Annotated in this window: 8 protein-coding genes; all 8 read left to right on the forward strand. The window is 68.1% G+C overall.

What is annotated here, in order from left to right; translation table 11 throughout:
* The first annotated feature begins 13 nt into the window (after positions 1–13).
* The 8 genes from LJ656_RS22880 to LJ656_RS22915 all read left to right on the forward strand — a co-directional run bounded on the left by LJ656_RS22880 (position 14) and on the right by LJ656_RS22915 (position 18722).
* Positions 14–1039 carry a tetratricopeptide repeat protein gene (locus tag LJ656_RS22880; RefSeq protein ID WP_230511775.1) on the forward strand — a complete coding sequence of 342 codons (1026 nt, stop codon included), beginning with the start codon at positions 14–16 and terminating at the stop codon, positions 1037–1039.
* Between the two features lie 39 nt (positions 1040–1078).
* Complete coding sequence (locus LJ656_RS22885) at positions 1079–2575, forward strand: tryptophan halogenase family protein (RefSeq protein ID WP_230511776.1); 1497 nt, start codon at positions 1079–1081, stop codon at positions 2573–2575.
* Positions 2576–2907: 332 nt separating this feature from the next.
* Positions 2908–4533, forward strand: a complete 1626-nt coding sequence (locus LJ656_RS22890) for an acyltransferase domain-containing protein (protein ID WP_230511777.1) — start codon at positions 2908–2910, stop codon at positions 4531–4533.
* Between the two features lie 109 nt (positions 4534–4642).
* Complete coding sequence (locus LJ656_RS22895) at positions 4643–10660, forward strand: SDR family oxidoreductase (RefSeq protein ID WP_230511779.1); 6018 nt, start codon at positions 4643–4645, stop codon at positions 10658–10660.
* On the forward strand, positions 10657–14940 hold the full coding sequence (locus LJ656_RS22900) for a cytochrome P450 (protein WP_230511781.1): 4284 nt from the start codon (positions 10657–10659) through the stop codon (positions 14938–14940). The genes LJ656_RS22895 and LJ656_RS22900 overlap by 4 nt, the downstream gene beginning before the upstream one ends.
* Positions 14941–14974: 34 nt before the next feature.
* Positions 14975–16420: a flavin-containing monooxygenase gene (locus tag LJ656_RS22905; protein WP_230511783.1), complete on the forward strand. Its 1446-nt coding sequence runs from the start codon at positions 14975–14977 to the stop codon at positions 16418–16420.
* The gene (locus LJ656_RS22910; protein ID WP_230511785.1) at positions 16417–17136 is read left to right on the forward strand and encodes an ABC transporter ATP-binding protein; all 720 of its coding nucleotides are present in this window, start codon (positions 16417–16419) and stop codon (positions 17134–17136) included. The genes LJ656_RS22905 and LJ656_RS22910 overlap by 4 nt, the downstream gene beginning before the upstream one ends.
* Positions 17133–18722 (forward strand): ABC transporter permease, encoded by a 1590-nt coding sequence (locus LJ656_RS22915; RefSeq protein WP_230511787.1) that lies wholly within the window; start codon positions 17133–17135, stop codon positions 18720–18722. Before LJ656_RS22910 ends, LJ656_RS22915 begins: the two co-directional genes overlap by 4 nt.
* Positions 18723–18790: the final 68 nt, after the last annotated feature.

Below are 18790 nucleotides of genomic sequence, written 5' to 3' on the forward strand. Positions count from 1 at the left end.
GAGAGCATCGACGATGAAAGACAACAACCAAGTGCAACAGACGATCGACACCTGCAACGCCGACGCGCTAGCCGCGCTGCGCGAAGGCCGACTCGACCACGCGCAGCGCGCATTGCAACAGGCGTTCGAGCTGAACCCCCACAGCGCCCACACGCTCTGCAACCGCGGCCTGCTGTTCGCGACGCAAGGCCAACCGCAAGACGCGGAGAACGCATATCGCGCGGCCCTCGAACAGAATCCCGCGTTGGTCGAGGCGCATTTCAATCTCGCGGTGCTGCTGCATCGGCAGGGTCGCGCGCAGGAAGCGGAGGCCGCCTATCTGCGCGCGCAGCAGCTACTGCCCGACAACGCCGAGATCGCGTTCAATCTCGCGACGCTGTATCGCGAGAACGGGCGGCGCGCGCAAGCGGAGGCCGCGTACCGCTTCGCGCTCGAACGGCAGCCCGATTTCGCGAGGGTCTGGAACGACCTGGGCGTGCTGCTGCTCGAAGCGGGCGAGCCGGCGCACGCGGAAGCGCCGCTGCGGCAGGCCACTGTACACGCGCCGGCCTATGCCGATGCCTGGTACAACCTGGCACTTGCGCTGCGCGAACTCGGGCGTGCCGGCGAAGCCGAGCCGATCCAGCGCGAGGCGATCCGGTTGCGGCCGGGGCGCGTCGAAGATCGCAACAATCTCGGCATCCTGCTGCTCGCGCAGGGCCGTCAGAACGAAGCCGAGGACGAGTTCCGCGCGGCGATCGCGCTTGCGCCGCAGCGCGGCGAGGCGCATGCGAATCTCGGCAATCTGCTGCGCGATTCGGGCCGCTTCACCGAAGCGGAGGCGGCGTTGCGCGACGCGGTGCGGCTTGCGCCGACGCTGCCCGGACCGCTCGACGGACTCGGCCTGCTGCTGCAACAGGGCGGCCGTTTTGCCGAGGCCGAACAGGCTTATCGCAAGGCGCTCGAATTGCAGCCCGGCCTCGCGCCGGTACAGCGGCATCTGGACGAGCTGCTGCGCGAGATGCGCGGCGAGCCGCCTGCCGATAACGCCCCGGCTTGATCGACTTCCGGCACACCTGTCCACGCGAGGTCTCACACCATGCTCAATTTCCGCGCCATGCGCAATTTCGTCGTGCTGGGCGGCGGCACCGCGGGGTGGTTCGCCGCGCTCGAACTTCAGCGTCTGTTCGGCACGCAGGCGAGCATCACCGTGATCGAATCGCCGCGGATCAACGTGATCGGCGTCGGCGAGGGCGGCATTCTGAATCTGCCCGGCGCGCTCGCCCGCTACGGGATCGAAGAGGCGGCGTTCATCGAAGCGACGGGCGCGGTGTTGAAGCTCGGCTTCGAATACGCGGGCTGGAACAACGGCCGCGAAGACGACGTGTTCTACCATCTGTTTCACGCAGCGCCGAATGCCGCCGACGGCAGTCTGGTCGACGGCGTACCGGTCGACTGGGCGATGCTGGTCGCGAACGGCGTCGGCGTCCAGTATGCGGAGAGCGCGCTGCCGCTGATCCGCAACAATGCTTCGCAAACCGAAACATTGGGCGTGCGCGCGGCGCTCGGCGCGCGCTTGCCGACCTCGATGCATTTCGACGCGCACCGGGTCGCCGCCTATCTGAAGCGCGTCGCGACCGGACGCGGCGTGCGTCTGCTCGAAGCGACCGTGCGGGACCTCCACGTCGCGGCCGACAGCGGCCACGTCACCGCGCTGAGGATCGAGGACAGCGAACAGCCGGTGCCGGTCGATTTCCTGATCGACGCGTCGGGCTTCGCACGGCTCACGCTCGGCCGCCGCTTCCAGGTGCCGATGCGTTCGTTCGGCGAATACCTGTTGCACGATCGCGCGATTCCGTTCTATCTGCCGCATCCGCGCGCCAATCCGCATCTGGTCACGCGCGCGGTCGCGATGAACGCCGGCTGGATGTGGCAGATTCCGGTGCAGGAGCGGGTCGGCTGCGGCTATGTGTATTCGAGCGCGCATCTGAGCGACGACGCCGCGTTGCAGGAGATCGAGGCGCGCGTCGGCAAGGTCGAGCCAGTGCGCACGATCCGCTTCGAGGCCGGCCATTTCGACGACGTGTGGATCGGCAACGTGATGGCCGTCGGACTCGCGTCGGGTTTCATCGAACCGCTGGAGGCGACCTCGATCGGGCAGATGCTCGGTCAGGTGCTGACGTTCGGCGAGCTGGTCGCCGGCAGCGCGTACATCGTGCCGCAAACCAGCGTCGCGATGTTCAACGAGCGTAACCGGGTCGACTGGATGGGCATTCGCGATTTCCTGCGCATGCACTACGACGTGCCGCGTCGCGACACCGCGTTCTGGCGCGACGTGAATGCGCTGAAGCTGCCCGACACTTATGCGACGCTAAAAGCGTGCTGGCAGCATCGGCTGCCGCGCAGCGCCGATCTGCAACCGTACCGGCAAGGCAACTTCATGCACTTCGAGGCGACCAGCTGGATTTCGGTCGGCCAAGGCACCGGCGTGATTGCGCCGCAGGCGGCGGCCGCCGACCTCGCGCGGTTGCCGCGTGAGTCGGTGGTGAAGTCGCATCAGTTCCTGGTGGGCGTGAAGAGCCGCTTCGCGCTCTAGCGCTCAGTGCCCCTCGACTGACTCCTTCCTCGCAGGGGCGGCGCGCGCCAGTCCGAGCGCGCCGCCCGGTCGCCGCCCGTGCGCGGCAGAACGGCAAACTTCCTTTCCCTCTTTCCCCGCTTTTCCGACACCGGTTTCGACCGCGCCGGTGCGCGCGAACATGCGGCGAGCGCTGTCATTTCAAATAATCCGTTCGAAATAGTAGTAATTCAATTTGAATGCTAAATCGATGAATAATGCGTTTTGGCATTTTCAAGATATTGCGTGAAGTACAATTTTTCGAGTGTTAAATAATTCAGGTGGCATCGCCAATTGAATAAAGAATTTGCCGTATGAGTCAGATAGCGTTTTTGTTTCCGGGGCAAGGCGCGTTTTACCCGGATGCACTGCTTTTTTCCCGGTCTGAATATCAATGTGTCGATCCGGTTCTGAGAACCGTCGAGGCGGTCGCGCAGAGCCGCTTGGGCCAGTCTTTCATCGACGTGCTGTGGAGCGGCGAACAGCACGATAATAACTGGTTTCGGAATAAATCCGATATTTTGCAACTGGTGATTTACGCGGTATCGGTCGCCAATTTCGAAATTTTCCGGGCTCAGGGCATCGAGCCGGAGGTACTCGTCGGGCACAGTTTCGGCGAGATCGCCGCGCTGGTCTGTGCGGGTGCGTATTCGATCGAACAGGGCGCGCAGATCGTCTGCGACCGGATCGAGTCGCTCGCCGCGGCGGCGCCGCGCGACGGCTGCATGGCGGCTGTCGGCGCGGACCCGGCCGCGGTGCGGGCGGCGCTCGAGGCGTTGTATGCGGGCCGTGACGAACATGCGGATCGCCGGATTCAGATCGCCGTCGAAAATCACCGCTCGCAAACCGTGGTTTCCGGGCCTACGGACGAAATGACGGCATTCATCGCGCATTGCGCCGCGCGGGGTATCACCGCGCATGCATTGAAATCGCCGTATGCGTTTCATCACACCAGTCTCGGGCCGGCGGCCGGGCTTTTTTCACGCAGGATCAAATCTTATTCAGGTGGCGTACTGCGGCGTGCCGTCTATTCGCCGATCCTGAAGCGGTTTTACAACGAATCTGATCATTTCGGCGCTTGTCTTGCCCGGCATTTCACGTTACCGGTCGGATTCATGGCGGGAATCGAATTTCTGCAATCTGAGAATTTCGATGTTTATGTCGAATGCGGCGCGCTCGATGCGCTTGCCAAAATCGTGATCCGCATTCTCGGCCCGGGCAAGGCCAAAACATTTTCGGGTGCTGTCAAAAGCAGCGATGAAATCGAACATATCAGGAAAGTAGCGAGTTATTTCAAGGAGATGAATATCGTGAACGCGAATGCTCAAACCAATCTCAATCAGCCGGATTTCGACGCATTCTGGCATGCAAGCGGTGGCGCGATAACGGCGCGCATCAAAGCCGAATTCGAGAAGTTTTACGAATTGCATAAGCCGCACGCGCAGCCGGTGGTTACGCCCCGGCCGGCGGTGGTGGCGGCAGCCGCGCCGGTGCTCGCAAGCCCGTTTGCGGCCGCGCCCGCGATTGCCCCCGCAGTCGCTTCCGTAGTCGCCCCTGCGGTCGTTCCTGTCCCCGCGCCCGTCGCCGTAGCGCCGGCCGCAGCCGTAGCCGCACCCACACCCGCTGCGGCCCCGAGCGCCGCCCCGGCCACCGCCGCACCGCGCCGCCCGATTCCCCGCGACCAGCTGTTCGGCGAACTCGTCGCGATCTACGCGGAAGCGATGGAATACCCGATCGAGGTCTTCACCGAGGAAGTCGAGCTGGAAGCGGAACTGGGCATCGATTCGGTCAAGCAGACCGAAATCATCCAGCGCATCAGCAAGCTCTACGGGCTGCCGCCGCTGCCGGCCGGCTTCCGCTTCGGCGACTTCAAGGCGATGGGGCAGATCGTCGATTTCGTCCATGCGCAGTCGGTCGCGGCGGCATCGGCCGGCCACTAGGGGCCGGTAAGTCAGCAAGCGTTCTCCCCCAGCGCGCGGCGGCCTCAGTGATACGGCCGCCCGCGCGATGCAGTGTTTTTTCGTGGTCGATCTGGATAGTAGGCGTGCAATGTCAAGCTCCAATCTGAAAGGTAAGCTGGTTCTGGTGACGGGTGGCGCGAAGAACGTCGGTAAGACGATCTGCCGGCGCTTCGCCGAGCAGGGTGCTCATGTCATCGTGAATTTTTTCCATTCCCTCGATGCGTCGAGAGAGACCGTCGCGGAGTTGCGCGCGCTTGGCGCCACCGTCGACGTGATCCGGGCGTCGGTGGCCCAGCAAAGCCAGGTCGACCGGATGTTCGACGAGATCGAGGCGAAGTACGGCCGCCTCGACATCCTGGTCAACAACGCGGCGTCGGGCGCGCTGCTCGGCGTCGGCGAGATCGCATCCGAGCATTTCGATCGCGCGCTCGACACCAATCTGAAGGGCGCGTTCTGGTGCGCGCGCCGCGCGGCCGCGCTGATGGCGCGCAGCGGCGGCGGCGCGATCGTCAATGTGTCGTCGGTCGGCTCGACGCTGGTGCCGGCCAACTACCTGGTGGTCGGCACCGCGAAGGCCGCGCTCGAATCGCTGACCCGCTACCTGGCGGTCGAATACGCGGCCGACAACATCCGCGTGAACACCGCGTCGTCCACGCTGATCGACGGCGATGTCGCCCAGCAATTTCCCGATCCCGACAACACGCGCCGCTCGAGCATCGAGGCGACGCCGCTCAGCCGCCTCGCGACCGCCGAAGACCTCGCCGACGTGGTGCTGTTCCTCGCGTCCGACTCGTCGCGCTGGGTGACCGGCCAGGTGGTCACCGCCGACGGCGGCCTGTCGCTGTGCAGCGAGGGCCTGTCGCCGCGTCCGCAGTGGGCGATGCAAAACCCGCATGCAACGAACTGCGCCCCGTGCGCGCAGACCTTGGCCGCTAAAAGCGAACGCGCGGCGAACCACGGCCAGCACGGCAACGTCGCGGCGGCAGCCGACGAACTCGACGCGAGCGACGACGCGATCGCGGTGGTCGGCATGGGTCTGGCCATCCCCGGCGCGAACAATCCGCAGGAGTTCTGGCGCGCGCTGCTCGAAGGACCGGAGCTGTTCGACACGGTGCCGGCCGAGCGCTGGGACTATCGTTCGTTCCATTCGGACGATCCGGCGGCCGAGGACAAGAGCTACCAGTCGCGCTCGGTATTCATCGAGAGTTTCAACGCGACGCCTGCTTTGCAATCCGAACTGAACGGGCCGGTGCTCGACCGCCACGAACTCACCACGCTGTGGCTGCGCCATTCGCTGCTGCAGGCGCTCGACGGCGTGCGCGTGCGGGCCGGCGACCGCACCTCGTTTCTCGTCGGCTATACCGCCGACGGCAGCCAGCATCTCGAGGAGGGCATGGTGCTCGCGGCCGCGCGCACCCGTTTGCAAAGCGCGCTCGATGCGGCAGGCGTCACGCCGGAAGAACGCGACGCCTGCGTCGCCCATATCGACGGCGCGTTGGGCGCGCGTTACCGGCGCGGCGCCGCCGGCCTCGCGGAGTTCTTCCCGCACCGGGTCGGCCTCGACGCGATGAAGGGCGTGCTGCCCGACGACGCCGAATACATGATGGTCGATACCGCGTGCTCGTCGTCGCTGTACTCGGTCGACCTCGGCATCAAGGGGCTGCTGCTGGGCCAGCACGATGTGGTCGCGTGCGGCGGGGCGTTCGCGCTCGCGCCGCGCAACACGGTGCTGTTCGCGAAGCTCCATGGCCTGTCGCGCAGCGGCGAAGTGCGCCCGCTCGACGAGGCCTGCGACGGCGTGCTGTTCGCCGACGGCGCCGGCGTCGTGATCCTGAAGCGCCTGAAGCGCGCGGTGGCCGACGGCGACCGGGTGCTCGGCATCCTCAAGGCGTTCGGTTCGTCGTCCGACGGCAAGGGCAAGGCGATCTACGCGCCGAACCCGGAGGGCCAGGGGATCGCGATCGAACGCGCGTACCGGCAATCCGAGGTGACGAGCGAGCAGATCGACTGGGTCGTCGCGCACGCGACCGGCACGCCGGCCGGCGACCTCGCCGAATTCCAGAGCCTCAGGGAATCGCTCGGCCAGCAGCGCTCGGTGCAGGTGACCTCGAACAAGTCGCTGGTCGGCCACACCGGCTGGGCGGCGGGCGTGGTGTCGCTGATCCAGGTGCTGCTCGGCTTGCAGCACGACTGCATTCCGCCGCAGCACCGCTATACGAGAGCGCCGCGCGAATTCGATCTGGCCACCACCGGCCTGACGATTCCGACCCGCGCGGTCGACTGGCCGCGCGACCCGCGGCGGGCGCGCGCCGCGGCGGTGTCCGGCTTCGGCTTCGGCGGCACCAACGGCCACCTCGTGGTCAGCGAGTACCGGCCCGATCTGCCCGCCGCGCCCGCGCAGCGGCCGGCCCGCAAGACGCGGCTCGCGATCGTCGGCTGGTCGGCGAAATTCCCCGGCCTCGCCGACGGCGACGCCGTCGCGGCATGGCTGCGCGGCACCGGCGCGGCGCCGCAAGCGAGCTTCGGCCTCAGTTATCCGCTGCCGGGCTTCGATCGCGTCCGGATGCCGCCCGCGGTGCTGCGCGCGCTCGACCGCTGCCAGCTGATGTCGCTCGACGCCGCGCACGATCTGCGCGAGAAATTGCAGCCGTTCTGGAACGCGCATAGCGACACGATCGGCATCGTGATGGGCCACATGGGCCCGACCCGCAACGCGGCGCTGTACGCGAGCCGCTGCTATCTCGACGACATCGAAACGGCGCTGCGCGAGGCCGGCACCGTCAAGCCGCGCGTGCTCGATACCGCGCTGGCCGGTTTGCGCGAGCGCACCCGCGCGCTCGTACCGCCGGCCACCGAGAACTCGTTCCCCGGCATGATGCCGAACGTGATTCCGGCGCGCGTCGCGAACTATCACGACCTGCACGGGATGAACATGACGGTCGACGCCGGCCATGCATCGACGCTGGCCGCGTTCGAAGTGGCCGCGCGCTTCCTGCAGCGCGGCGAGCTGGACATGGTGATCGTCGGCGGCATCAACGGCAACGTGGCCGACGAAGTGCAGCCCGCGTTCGATACCGCGTTGGCCGAAGGCGTCGTGCTGTTCGCGGTGACGACTCAGGCGCAGGCCGAGAAGGCCGGCTTGCCGGTGCTCGCATGGGTCGAGACCGGCGCCACGGACGGGCGGGACAACGAAGCTTCGGAGCCGGCGCCGCGCGATAGCGAAGGGCGTGCGCTCACCTATGCGGGCGCCGATGCCGCGGTGTCGGTGCTGGCCGCGCTGGTGCGGGAAGAGGCATCGGCCACCGTGGCGACCCGCAATCCGGGCGATCGCGCGCGCTTCTCGCTGCGTTTGACGCGCGGTGACAGGGCGCCGGGCGACGGGCCGGATTCGCGCAAGCGCACCGCCACGGCGCCAGCGAGCGAGCCGCGCGGCGCTTCCACCCCGCCAACCTTGGCCCCCGCGCTCTACCAAACCGGCATCGCCGCCGACGGCCAACCGCTCGGCGTCAAACGCTACCGGATCGATTTGCAGGACATGCGCTGGCAGCGCGGCGCCGAGCCGCTCGAGTTCTTCCCGTCCAGGTGCGTGCTGGTCACCGACGCGCCGCACCTGCTCGCGCCATTCACCTCGTTGCCGGCCGATCTGATCGTGCTGTCGACCCAACCGCTCGCCGCGCCGCGCAACGGCTGGCACCACGTACAGGCGCGCGGCGAGACCGCGCTCGCCGGCCTGCTGCACGCCGATGTCCAGCACGTGCGCGTCCTCAGCTCGCTGCACGCGAGCCAACTGGTGCCGGGCCAGCTGCCGCAGCCCGTCCCCGAGTTGCTGGCCTTGCACGACCTCGCGTTCCTCGCGCTGAAACACTGCCACGACGGCGTGTCGCAACACGGTTCGTTCATCGCGCTGTTGCTCGACGCGGTCGTGGGCACCGTACTGCATCCCGACGCCGGTCTGTTTTCCGGTCTGACGAAAGCGCTCGCGATCGAGCTGTACGACACCCGCTCGCTCGCGGTCTTCACCAGTTGCACGTCGCCGCGCGAGGCGCTCGCGCAGGCCGAGCACGAAAGCGGCGCGCTGCATCTGCTGCCGGTGGTGGTGCTGAGCGGTACGCGCCGTCTGACCGTGCGCGTGACCGAGGACGCCGGCGAGCTGCCGGCCACGCGGCTCGCGCGGCTCGGCCCGGATTCCGTCGTGGTCGCGTTCGGCGGCGCGCGCGGCATCACCGCCGAATTGATGAAAGCGGTCGCCGCGCACTATCGGCCGACGCTCTATCTGATCGGCAGCAGCCGTCTCGACGACTTTGCCCCCGAGACCTTCGCCGGCAGCGACGAAGAGTTCCTGAAGCGGCGTCCCGAGTACATTCGCGAGCAGAAAAAGCTGCATCCGTCGCTGCCGCTGCCGCAGGTGATCAAGTCGTTCGAACGCCAGGTCGACGCGCGCGCCGCGCATCGCAACATGGAGGCGATGAAGGCGCACTGCGGCGCCGAGCGGGTCCACTATCTGCGCGCCGACGTGTTCGATCGCGCCAGCGTGCAGGCGGCGGTGCAGCAGATCGCCGCGCGCGAGAGTCATATCGATCTCGTCGTCAACGCGGCCGGTCTGAATCGCTCGGCGTCGATTCCGGTCAAGACCTTCGAGGATTTCGTCGCGGTGCGCGACATCAAGGTGCGCGGCTACTGGAACCTGCGCGACGCGTTCGCCGCGCTGCCGCCGCGCGCATGGTGCAACTTCGGCTCGTTCATCGGCCTGACCGGCCAGTCGGGGGAAACCGACTACGCGTCGGGCAACGACTTCCTGAACACGCGCGCCGCCTGGCATCGCGCGGCGCTCGGTTATGACGAATTCACGATCGGCTGGACCTTGTGGCGCTCGGTCGGACTCGGCGCGAATCCGGTGACGCGCGCGTTCCTCGAAAAAAGCGGGCTGTTCACCAGCATGCGCACCGAAGAGGGCGTGCATCACTTCCTGCGCGAACTCGATCTGGTCGATCGCGCGGCGGCGTCGGTGCATCTCGGCGCGCCGGAAAAGCGCGCGATCGAAGCGCATCTGCCGACGTTTTTCAGCGCGGCGCAAGCGGGCGATGCAAGCGCCGTCGAAGCGACGTCCCCCATCGCGTCCACCGGCATCGGCGACTTCTACCTCGGCCGCGAGTTGCAGCGCGACGCGGACAGCGTGACCTTCGAACGGGTCTTCGATCTGCAGCGCGATGCGTATCTGCAGCATCACGTCGTCAACGGTTTCGCGACGCTGCCCGGCACCTTCGTGCCGGAACTCGCCGCCGAGGCCGCGCTGCAACTGCTGCCGGGCCTGAAGGTGGTCGGCTTCCAGGACGCGGTGTTCCATCACTTCCTGCGTGTGTACGACGCGCAGCGCCCGGGCGTGAAGCGCATCCGCGCGCAGATCGTGCGGCGCGACGGCGAGCTGACGACATTGCAGGTGTATGTAACCGGCGACGTGCATGCGCCGAACGGCCACCTGCTGGTGCGCGACAAGCTGCACTTCGAAATCAAGGTGCTGCTCGCGCCGGTCTACGAGCCGGCGCCGGGCTGGGCCCGCTGGCCGGACGCCGGCCACACGCCGATCGCCGATCCGTATCACTTCGCCGCCGCGCCGGTGTATCTGAGCGGGATGTTCGTGTCGACCGCCGACACCGGTTCGTCGCCGCCGGGCAAACACGCTCGCTACCAGTTGAACGTGGCCGCCGACGATCCGGTGTTCTCGCGTTTCGTGGTGCCGAGCATCATGCTCGACGGACTCGCGCGCGTCGCGGTGCTGAACTACATCGCCGACGACTACATCCCGCTCGCCGCGCCGATGACGATCCGCCGCATCGATATCTACGAGGACGGCAACGATAGCCAGCTCGCGAGCCGCTATGACCGCATCGATCTGTACGCGACGCCGCGCGAGTTCTCGCTCGAAGGGGTCGGCTCGCGCAACCGCTTCGTCGCGGTGCGCCCGGACGGCCGCATGCTGATGCAGATGAAGGATGTAAGCGGCGTGATCATCGGCTACGTGCATCGCGACAGCGGTGCATACGTGTCGAAGGCCGAGGTCGACGCGCTGGTCGCCATGCGAGCGCAGCCGACGCGGGTGTCCGCATGAAGACCCGACGCATAGCACCCGGCCCGAGCGGCCGCCTGATGGGCAATCTCGCCGAGTACAAGCGCGACCCGGTCACGATGCTGCTGAAGTTGCAGCAGCAATACGGCGACATCGCGCGCAACCGGCTCGGCCCGTTTCTCACGCATGCGCTCGCGCATCCCGAGCACGTGCAGTACGTGCTGCAGGAGAACCATCGCAACTACGTGCGCGGGCGCTTCTATGAAGACTTCAAGCTGTTCTTCGGCGACGGTCTGCTGACCACCGACGGCGAGTTCTGGCGCCGCCACCGGCGCGCGGTGCAGCCGCTGTTTCATCGCAAGCAGGTCAACGAGCACGTGGCGGCGGTCGGCGCCGCGGCGCTCGGGCTGGTGCAGCGCTGGAGCGAGGTGCCGGCCGGCGAGCCGCTCGAAGTGGTCGAGGAAATGATGCATCTGAGCCTGAGCATGCTCGGGCTGATGGTGTTCAACACCGATATCTCGCGTTTCTCCCGCCAGGTCGGGCCATCCGTGCGCTTCGGCATCGCGGCGATGCTGCGGCAAGGCGATCTGAACGACTTCATTCCGCGTTGGCTGCCGACGCCGTTCAATCGCCGCATCGCCGAGGCGCGCCGCAATATCGACGGGATCATCGGCCAGATCATCGAAGACCACCGCACCGGCACTTGCGATCCGAGCGACGTGATTTCGCTGCTGCTGAACGCGCGCCATCCGGACACCGGCGAACCGATGACGCCGCGCGAGGTGCATGACGAAGTGATGACCGTGTTCCTCGCCGGTCACGAGACGACCGGCACCGGGATCGCGTGGGCGCTGTATGCGCTCGCGCAGAACCCGGGTGTGCTGCGCCAGTTGCGCGAGGAACTCGATGCGCGGCTCGGCGGCCGCGCGCCGACGCTCGAGGATCTCGATGCGTTGCCGTACCTGGACCAGGTGGTCAACGAGGTGCTGCGCATGTATCCGCCGATCTGGGGCTTCACGCGCGACCTGATCGACGACGACGAGATCGGCGGCTTTCATATTCCGGCGGGCTCGTCGGTGTTCATGTCGCCGTACGTCACGCATCGGCATCCGGCGTTCTGGCGCAATCCCGATGCGTTCGATCCGGAGAACTTCGCGAGCCACGCGCCGACGCCGCATCGCTTCGGCTACTTTCCGTTCGGCGGCGGGATGCGCAAGTGCATCGGTTTTCAGACCGCGTTGCTGCAGATGCGCGTGCTGACCGCGGTGGTCGCGCAGCACGTCGATCTGAGCATGGTGCCTGGGCATCCTATCGAACGCGGTCCGGTGATTTCGCTGCGGCCGTTGCAGGGGATCCGGATGGTGGTCACGCCGCGCCGGCGCGATACAGCGCGCGCGGCGGGCGGGCAGGGCGGCGCTGGTGTGAAGGGCGAGCGCGAACAGGTCGCGGCCGTGGTGGCCAAGGTTGCGGCGGCGCAAGCCGCACGCACGCAACAAGCGCCTTCGGGCATGAGCGAGCCAAGCGCGGCGGGCGGCGGTTGTCCGTTCGCGGCGCCGGTCGCCACGGCGCAGTTGACTGTCGTGCCGCAGCCGGTGCCGAGCGCCGCGGCTGAAGTAAAACCGGCAGCCGCCGGCCCGATGCCGGTCGCGCAGATTGCGCAGGTCGCGCCGGTCACTCCGCTCACGCCGGTCGCCGCCTCCGCCGCGACCGCGCCAACCACGTCGCCCCCCACCACCCCCGCGTTCCGCTTCACCTGGTTCGCATCCGAAATCGACCCGGTCCCCGCGACGCCCGCCCCCGAACTCGGCGGCAAGCGCGTCGTGATGGTCAATGGCCGGCCGGGCACCGTCGAGCGCGTCGCCGTCGCGCTGGCGCGCGCGAGCGCGGTGGTGTCGGTGTTCGCACCCGGCGACGCGGACCCGACCGAAGCGGCGCGAGCCCTCGTGCGCGACGCCGGCCCGTTCGACTGCATCGTCGATCTGGGTCTCGAGGGCGGCTTCTCGTTCGCGAGCGCCGCCGCGTGGGAAGCACCGATGCGCGACAGCGTCGCGATGCTGCAAGCCTGCTATCCCGATTGGGAAGTCGAGCAGGACGCGTCGCGACTCTTTTATCTCGCGCTCACGTGGATGGACGGCCTGATGGGCTACGCCGACAGCGCGGCCGAACCGCTGGTCCAGCCGCTCGGCGGGCTGTGGGCCGGCCTCGCCAAAACGCTGCCGCAGGAAATTCCGAACTGCAATGTGCGCGTGCTCGACCTCGCGCCCGCCGACGCCGCGCGCTGCGATCGGCTGATCGCGCGCGAGCTGTATCGCTGCGGACTGTTCGAAGTCGGCTATCGCGCGGGCCGCCGCTACACGCTGCGCGCGCGCCGTCACGAACTGCCCGCGCATTCGACCGACCCGGCCGGCGAGCTCGAAGCCGGCGACACCGTGCTGTTTTCCGGCGGCGCGCGCGGCATCGGCTTGCTGTGCGCAACCGCGCTCGCCGAGCGCCACGGCTGCACGGTGATCGTGACCGGCCGCGAGCCGTTGCCCGACGGCACCGAGGCGTGGCTGAACCTCGACGAGGCCGGCTTCCAGCGTTACGGCGTCGAACAACTGAAGCTCGCGACCCGCGAGCGCACGCCGAAGAGCATTCGCGAGCAGCTCGCGCGACTGCGCCGCCGCCGCGAACTGAAGCACTCGCTCGACGCGCTCGCCGCCCGCGGCCTGCCGGTCCACTACCGGGTCTGCGACGTCAGCGATGCCGCCGCGGTGCGCGCTTTGTGCGACGAATGGCGCGACACGCTGCGGGTGGTGATCCATAACGCCGGCGTCGACCGTCCGGTGCGGCTGCCGCTCAAGAGCGCCGACGCGTTCATCGATACCGCGCGCACCAAGGTCGCCGGTTTCGCGAACCTGTGCGCGGCGGTGGCCGGCTTCCCGCGGCTCGCGCAGTTCTGCAACGTCGGCTCGCTGACCGGGCGCTGGGGCGGCATGACCGGCGAGACCGACTACGCGGCGGCCAACGACGCGCTCGCGCGGCTCGGTCTGTGGGCGCACCGCCACGCGCTCGCGTGCAGCGTGAAGACGCTGGTGTGGCCGACGTGGGAAAACGTCGGGATGATCACCAACTTCGCGGTCACCAAGCGCTACATCACGCCGCTGGCCGCCGACGAAGGGGTACGCCACTGGCTGCGCGAACTCGCTGACCGCGGCAGCGGCGAAGTGATGTTCATGGGAGCGGTCGGCCCCGCGCTGACGCCGGTCCAGCTCAAGGGCTTCGCGCCGATTTTCGAGCTGCCGAACATCGCCGAGCTGATCACGCGTCTGCACCATGCGGGCGAGCCGCTGCGCTTCCAGCCGTTCACCAGCTTCGCGACGCGCTACCGGATCGATCCGGGCGCCGCGCCGGTCGCGCGCGCGTTTCGCGTCGCCGGCCGGCATGCGCTGCCCGCCGCGCTGCTGCTCGAACATGCGTGCTCGGTCGCCGGCTGGGTGATGCCGGCGACGCTGGAGCCGCACTATCTGGAGGCGTTGACCGACGTGGTGGTACGGCTGGAGCCGTTGCCGCTCGATCACGAGGCGGCCGGTCGAGCCGAAAAGCAGGCCGATAAGTACGCCAATAAGCAGGCCGAAAAGCAGGCCGAAAAGCACGCCAATAAGCACGCCGAAAAGCCGGCCAGTAAGCGACCCGATCAGCACACCGAAAAGCAGACCGACCCCGCCAGCGCCGCCCAGATCGTTCTGCAAACCGAAGCAAACGGCTATCTGCGCGACGAGCGCTGGCACGTCGACGTGCGCTGCACGCTGGCCGGCACGCGCACCGAGCTGCTGAGCGCGACGCTGGTTTACCGGACCGGCGCGGTACCGGAAGCGTCGCGCGGCGAGTGGCCGGCGCGCGCGTCGCTGGGCGCGGCGAGCCTGCCCGCGCAGTCGCCGTTGACGTGGAACGCGCACGTGCTGCCGGCGGCCGACTGGCAGGCGCCGCACGATTCCGCCAGCGCGATCGCGCGGGTCGGCCGGGTCGCGTGCGCCGATGCGTCGGATCTGTGGGCGGTGCCGTTGCCGCCCGAGTTGCGCTTGCCGGTCAATCACATCGAAAACGTGCTGCGCGCGCTCGCGGCCGACCAGGCCCACGAAGCCAGCGCGGCCCACGCGACCCGCGACCCCGCGCCGCCGCCGCGCGCATGGCGGATCGGCAGCATCACATGCGGCGCGCTGCCGGCGGCCAGCGCCGCGGCGATCGTGCAGTGCCGCGACGGCCATGTCGACATCGTCGACGGGCTGGGCCGGCATCTTCTCGAACTGCGCGACATGACGCTGCGAACGTCCGCCGCCTAACCCCGTACACCCAGCAAAAAGGACAAGGTTCGCTATGACGAAGCGGGATTTCAGTTCACGCTATTGCATCATCGGCGCCGGCGCGGCCGGCATCACGGCCGCAAAGAGTCTCGCCGGGCAGGGCCTCGCGTTCGACATCGTCGAGCGCGAAGACGAGGTGGGCGGCACCTGGTATTACGGCTGCGACAGCAGCGCGATCTACCGGTCGGTGCACATGATCAGCTCGAAGGCGTTTTCCGAGTACACCGACTTCCCGATGCCCGCCGATTACCCGACCTACCCGCGCGCCGATCAGGCGCTCGCCTATCTGCGCAGCTACGCGACGCGCTTCGGCTTATACGAGCACATCGAATTCAGCCGCACCGTGCTCGACATCGAGCCGGTCGCCGGCAGCGCGCAGTGGGACGTCAAGCTCGACGGCGACGAAGTGCGCCGCTACCAGGGCGTGCTGGTCTGCAACGGCCATCTGTGCAAGCCGCGCATGCCGGCCTATCCGGGCCGCTTCGACGGTCTGCAACTGCATTCGGCCCAGTACAAGACGCCCGACGTGCTCAAGGGCAAGCGCGTGCTGGTGGTCGGCGCCGGCAACTCCGGCTGCGATATCGCGGTGGAAGCGGTGCATCACGCGCAGGCGGTGTTTCACAGCACCCGGCGCGGCTACTACTACTGGCCGAAATTCCTGTTCGGCCTGCCGGCCGACGAACTTGCCGAATGGCCGCTGAAACTGCGCACGCCGTTGTGGCTGCGCCGCTTCGCCGGCGAGTGCCTGCTGCGTCTGACGACCGCCGGCCAGCCGGAAACCTACGGGCTGCCGAAGCCGGATCACCGGCTGTTCGAGTCGCACTTCATCGTCAACTCGACGCTGCTCTACCACCTCGGCCACGGCGATCTCACGCCGCGGCCCGACGTGCACGAACTGTGCGGCGACCGGGTGCGCTTCAGCGACGGCAGCGAGGAACAGGTGGACGCGATCGTCTACGCGACCGGTTTCGAGCTGAGCTTTCCGTTCATCGACCAGACGTATCTGAGCTGGAACAAAAACTTTCCGCAGCTGTACCTGAACGTGTTCGACGCGCAGCATCCGAACCTGTTCTTCATCGGGCTGTTCCAGACCTCGACCGGCAACTGGCCGTTGATGGACTACCAGGCGCAACTGGTTGCGCGCTATCTGCGGGCACGCGATGCCGCGCCGCGCAAAGCCAGGCGTATCGACAAGCTGATCCAGGGCGACCGCTCCGACTGGAACGGCGGCGTGCGCTTCACGCAGACGCAGCGTCATTCGATCGAGGTCGAACACTTTGCGTACCGCGCGCAGCTTCAGCGCCTGATACGCAGGCTGCCGGCCGCGCCGGCGGACAACGGCCGCGTGACGGCGCGCGTCACAGCGGCTAGCCATGCCGCGCAAGCCGCGCAAGCCACGCCGGCCACACCCGCCGCCGCGCAGGTCAAGCCCGCGCGCGAGGAGGCCACCGAGGCATGAGCTTTCCCCCTGTTGCGAACGCGGTGTCGATCGAACGCGTGCATAAGAACTATCTGCTCGGCAGCGTCCGGGTGACCGGTCTGGTCGACGTGTCGGTACAGATCGCGCCGAACCGCTTCACCGTGCTCAGCGGCGCGTCGGGCAGCGGCAAGACCACGCTGCTGAACATGATCGGCTGTATCGACCGGCCAGATAGCGGGCGCGTGGTGGTCGCCGGCCAGGATACCGCGCAACTGTCCGACGATGCGTTGTCCGACTTTCGCGCGAGTCGCATCGGCCATATTTTTCAGACCTTCAATCTGCTGCCGGTGCTGTCGGCGTACGAGAACGTCGAGTATCCGCTGCTGATGGCGCGCCGGCCCGCGCGGCGGCGCGCGGCGCGGGTGATGGAGCTGCTCGATGCGGTCGGGCTCGCCGACAAGGCGCGGCATCGGCCGGGGCAGCTGTCGGGCGGCCAGCGTCAGCGTGTCGCGATTGCGCGGGCGCTCGCGCGCGAGCCGGCGCTGGTGCTCGCCGACGAGCCGACCGCGAATCTCGACAGCCGCACCGGCGACGCGATCATCGCGCTGATGCGGCGCATGCAGCGGGAGCGGCGCGTGTCGTTCGTGATTTCGTCGCACGACCCGCAGGTGCTCGGCGCGGCCGACGAAGTGATCCAGATCCGCGACGGCGCGGTGGTCGGCCGGCGCGAGATCGCCGCGGAGGGCGCGCGATGAAACACACGCTCCTGCTCGCGTTGCGCAACCTGCAACGCAACGGCCGGCGCTCGATTACGACGCTGCTGGCGATGATCGTCGGCGTCTGTTCGATCCTGCTGTTCGGCGGCTTCCGTACCGACATCACGTTCGGTTTGCAGACCGACTTCGTACGCCGCAGCGGTCACCTGCAGATCCAGCGCCACGACTATTTCCTGTACGGGAGCGGCAATCCGGTCGCCTACGGGATTCGCGAGCCGCAGAGGCTGCTCGACACGCTGCGCGCCGACCCGGTGCTGCAACCGATGCTGCTGGTGGCGACGCCGACGCTGCAGTTCGGCGGCGTGGCCGGCAACTTCGCGGCCGGCGTGTCGCGCACGGTGCTCGCGCAAGGGATGGTCGCCGACGATCAGAGCCGCATGCAGCGCTGGAACGATTACGGCCTGCCGTTGCAGTCGCGGCCGTTCGCGCTCGAAGGGACCGCCGCCGACGCGGCGGTGGTCGGCCGCGGCGTCGCGCGCGTGCTGCAACTGTGCGACGCGTTGCAGGTGCCGGACTGCGCACCGCCTGAGCCGGGCGGGGGCGAGCGCGTGAAGCCGCGCGCCGCGGCCACGCGCGGCGACGTGTCCATCGCAACCGCCTCTATCGTGCGCGTCGGCGCGGCGTCCGCCGCGCCCGCTTCCGCGGCCTCGGCGAGTTCCGCGGCTTCGGGGGCTTCGGGGGCTTCCGCGGCTTCCGCGGCTTCCGCGGCCTCGGCGGCCTCGGCGGCCTCGGCGAGTTCCGCGGCCTCGGCGACTCCCGCCGACGTGCTCGCGCTCGCCGCCCTCGAAGCGCCGCCGCCATCGGCCGCCCAGCCGGCGACCCATATCGAGGTGCTGGCCGCCAATGCGTACGGCGCGCCGAACGTCGGCAGCTTCACGGTCGTCAAGGCCGAGCAGCAGGGCGTCAAGGAACTCGACGACGTGTACCTCGCGATGCATCTGCCGCGCGCGCAGCGGCTCGTGTACGGCGGCGAGACGCCGCGCGTGACCGCTCTCCAGGTGCAGCTGCGCCACACCGCGCAACTGCCGGCCGCGCGCGAGCGGATCAGGCAATTGCTCGCGCAGCACTTCGCCGATCAGCCGCTCGACGTGCTCGACTTCGCGACGCTGAACCCGTTCTACGACCAGACCAACCGGATGTTCGCGGTGATCTTCGGTTTTGTGTTCGCACTGATCGGCGCGATCGTGCTGTTCGTCGTCAGCAACACGATGAGCACCGCGATCATCGAGCGCACCGTCGAAATCGGCACGCTGCGCGCGATGGGCGAGCGGCGCGGCGGGATTCAGGCGCTGTTCGTCTGCGAGGGTCTGCTGCTCGGCGTCGCGGGCGCGGCGCTCGGGGTCGTCGCGGCGTTGCTGCTGGCCGCGGCGATCAACCATAGCGGGATCGCGTGGACGCCGCCCGCGCGGATCGATTCGATCGCGCTGACCGTGCGCGTGTGGGGCGAGTGGCGCCTGATCGCGCTGACCTTCGTCGCGCTGGCGCTGGTCGCGGGGCTGTCCGCGTGGTGGCCCGCGCGCAACGCGGCGCGCCGCTCGATCGTCGACGCGCTGCGCCATGTTTGAGCGTCACGTCCGGGCGTCACGTTCGAAGGTAGTTAGTTATCCGTTTCGTCATTGCTGCAATTTCTGGA

Source organism: Paraburkholderia sejongensis, assembly GCF_020880815.1.
GTDB classification, from domain to species: domain Bacteria; phylum Pseudomonadota; class Gammaproteobacteria; order Burkholderiales; family Burkholderiaceae; genus Paraburkholderia; species Paraburkholderia sejongensis.